General features: G+C 45.8%; 2 protein-coding genes and 1 pseudogene. 1 reads left to right on the top strand and 2 read right to left on the bottom strand.

Annotation, left to right across the window (positions count from 1 at the left end; all coding sequences use genetic code 11):
- A pseudogene (locus M0Q40_12560) lies at positions 1 to 215 on the top strand (IS3 family transposase).
- Between the two features lie 292 nt (positions 216 to 507).
- Here M0Q40_12560 and M0Q40_12565 read toward each other — a convergent pair.
- Together M0Q40_12565 and M0Q40_12570 are read right to left on the bottom strand one after the other, a co-directional pair.
- Entirely contained in the window at positions 508 to 2307 is a 1800-nt protein-coding gene (locus M0Q40_12565; protein MCK9223419.1) for a DUF262 domain-containing protein, read from the bottom strand.
- A 492-nt stretch (positions 2308 to 2799) separates the two neighbouring features.
- Positions 2800 to 3291, bottom strand: a complete 492-nt coding sequence (locus M0Q40_12570) for a GIY-YIG nuclease family protein (GenBank protein ID MCK9223420.1) — start codon at positions 3289 to 3291, stop codon at positions 2800 to 2802.
- Positions 3292 to 3578 lie beyond the last annotated feature (287 nt).

Below are 3578 nucleotides of genomic sequence, written 5' to 3' on the forward strand. Positions count from 1 at the left end.
CTGCAGACGGTTTTGCCACCATTGAGGATTCTAGGGAATGGGTACGAGGTTTTGTGGATCTATACAATAATGAACTCCTGCATAGTGGCATAAAGTTTGTAACCCCGTACCAAAGGCACTATGATCTAGACATTAAGATATTATCTAAAAGAGATGCTGTTTATCAAGCTGCAAGGGAAAGACATCCGGAGCGTTGGACAGGAAAAACTAGGAACTGGACGTGGATTGATGAGGTCACACTAAATCCAGTTACTGAGCAAACATCAGAAAAGGAAAAGGAGCAAATACGAGATCCTGGAACCCTCCTTGCTGCACAGACAGTAACTGTATTCAACTGGTCTTGTACACCCTCGGTAACAAGTACCTGAGTTTCCGGATTATGCTTTCGTGAAGTAGATACTGTCATCGTACCTAGCGAGAGTAGGTGGTTGGGTTCGTGTTCCCGAACCTCGGAATTGCGAAACCCTCTCCTACCACCTCATTCTCTTCTAATGCATCGAGCCCGGCTTAGAGCGGTTTACCGAACGCGTTAAAGACCTCTTCGGAATCTCTTCCCTGAACGCGTTTTCCCATGGCATCTTCTATTGCATTGAGTAGACTCACCGCTCTTTCATGAAAGAAAACCTCAAAATCATCAGTAATCAGTGTCTCATAGTTGATCCAGTGACTTTCCAAGACAAACCCAAGACGTTCGTCTGAGATGACCCCATCCCGTAGAAGACGCTGCACATACTGACTTGGTGCAGATCCAGACAATTTCCTGTTGGTTCTACTGGTTAATGGCGCTTTGTTGATCACGCTATTCCACTTCTGACGCGGAATACCTTGTCTCTGACACCAGGCTTTGGGAAAGATATGATGAATATCCACAGGCAGTTCAAAGTCGGTAGTATGGGCAATAGGATCTCCATTTACAAAGTCATAACTCCCATTTTGTACCATTAGGGCAAACAATCCTTTGTATGCAGCACTTAACCTCGATTGCAGAGTAAGCAAGCGCAAAGGAGAAAAGTCTGCATCTCGGATAGTACGTGGCTCTGGGCCAGACTCCATGATCCAGCTAATTAGATCTACTACATCCATGGCATAGCGAGTCTCGTTGGCACCACCATACATTTCTCCAAATACACCGCACCAATACCAACGACTCAACTTATTCCGTACTATGTCCTCTTCAAAGCGGTTCCCAATATATCCGCAGACAGTACCTAGTGGTATTAGTTGTGTTCCGTAGGGCAGGTTTTTGTCATCAAATATTTTCGAGCGGTTCAGTAAGCGGGCTGCTCGCAATAGCCCCTGCTGTACCTCGTCAGAATTAGCACGGTACTCGTCCAAAGATAGATTCAACACATCCCCACGTTTGACGCTAACCGCTCTCCCATCATCCCTAAATCGCTTGTATCTCGCCAATAGGGTTACCGCTTGAAGAAATTCTGTACCCCCAATGGATTTTAGGACATCACGCTCATGCAAAACCTCTTGTCTTCGTTCCCAATCCTCCCGCAACTGAAAGTTATCGGCAGCAAAGGTTGCGATCATCAATTCAAATACAGTTAGAGCAACTCCCCCTGTATTGACTTTCTCAAACACCTGGCATATAGCTTCTTTTGGAGTCCCACCGAGCAGCTCAATTACGGGGACTTTGAACTGCTGAAATCGCATCCATATTTCCTGCTCAAATTCGGTAATCACATTAACCCGTTCTGAGTCCATACCATGGTATTTCATGTAATCAGTTCGCCAAGCAGAAAATTCTGTGCCTAGCAGGATATTCATGGGTACGATTCCTAGTTCAAGCTCGTTCTCTCTAGTAGTCAGATCTAGCTCAATCTCACGTCCGAAACTCTTTCTGATACATCGATCCTCCGGAATGCTAAGTATGGCATCTAAGCGATCTGTTTCTGGATCCAGACTTTTTTCAATATCCATATAGTACCATCGCTTAAGTGGCTGTCTTTTCTCGTCTTTCGTATTTACTGGGTGCTTACTCATGAGAGCTCCATAAAGAGAGGTCAATCGCTGCTGTCCGTCCAGTATCAGTCGTTCAGGAGCTACAAGAGCATTGTTTCTGACACCTTCCACAGGGCGTGGTCGAAATCGTACCTCTGCACCCCCTGTCTGTAACAGCATAATAGCACCGATGGGATAGGCCAGTGATACACTGGCAAGCAACGAACGGATATGCGTATCATCCCACACCCATGGTCGTTGGAAATCTGGCAATTGGATCTTACCAGTATGTATTTCCTTCATCAATTCCGATAGTAACGGTTCCTTGGATTCAAAAGTTGAACTAATTGCTGACATTGATATCTCCCTTCCACTCGGTTCTGTGGCTATTCCAACACATTTTTTGAGAGCAACTACCTTGCTAATAGCCTTTGGATAGTGTGGCTGTTTAACAGATTTGGCCTCTATGCAACGAGCTAACAGGGATCGCAGATCGCAGCTACCTGACAACCAAGTCCACCAAGATTACGAAGCATATCAAAGGTGTTCAAGAAAGAAACTGCAGATTTCTGCAGGAATTGGGGATCTTTACCTGCCCCCTAATCCCTGAATCATAGTCTCATGACTAACCACAACACATCCTTTCACCTAAACACTCCTAAAGGATACACACCATCACCCGTATAACATCATCTTTCTTATAGCCTTCACCGGCAATAAAGCCCATTTTATGTTGCTTGTTGGCCATATCGATCCCAGGGAAATAGTGGAATTAGTTGGCTCCCACATGAATCCGTAAGGCTTCTTTGGCCATCGTTCAGTGTCTTGCCACTCAACCCAATCAACGCTTCATTTAAGCATCTTATTCCATTTAGGGCTATGCAACCCGATGAAATACGGTTCTAGCTTCACTGCTACTCTCGCCGCTTCGGCATCACTTCCCGTAACCAAGATTTCGATATACAGCTGGTCAGCATGTTGATTCATAAGTTGGCCTGACTTATGCCTTCTGGCGCTGTCAGATGATCGTCTGTAATCTGACAGTCGTTTGCGAAAGCCACCGTTTGAGTGTTCCACTGCCCTTCCGACATAGACAATCTTACCATTTAATCTTGCTCGGTATAGCCCCACAAAGGAGGCATACTTGCTCAAACTTGCTATAGCTAATATGCCTATAGGCTGCCAACTAGACTCCCACTCACCAAGGGTCTTACCACCAATTCTATGTGTTTTTCCTTCCGATGCCGACTTCGAGTATTGTCTAAGTTGCTGAGCATGGTGCTTTTGTGCTTGCTCAAACACCGCATTGCCGATTTTCCCCAATAGATCGAAGATACTCACCGGTTTTTCTCCTTTCTATGGCTTACCGCTATTCTAAGGCCCACCTATCTGTACCGGCTACTAACATGCAACTAGAACCAATTCTGCCGCTAATGCACCAGCCCGGAAACCCCGCAAAGTGTTCTTGCCCCGTATTGTCTGGTGTTTGAATTCTTGGCTTACATCCTGAGTTCCCGGAATTTATAACGAGGGAGGCTCGACTCCCAGTGCGCCATAAATTTCCCTTTGCTTTTCTGTGATTTCGCCTAAGATACGGCCATGCCCAGGGGCCTCGAACAGCTCGATTA

This window comes from Limnochordia bacterium (assembly GCA_023230925.1).
Classification (GTDB): domain Bacteria; phylum Bacillota; class Limnochordia; order DUMW01; family DUMW01; genus JALNWK01.

What these genes read in the sequence shown, in the direction of transcription:
- M0Q40_12565 (MCK9223419.1), bottom strand. Translation starts at nt 2,307, where the DNA reads ATGTCAGCAATTAGTTCAACTTTTGAATCCAAGGAACCGTTACTATCG.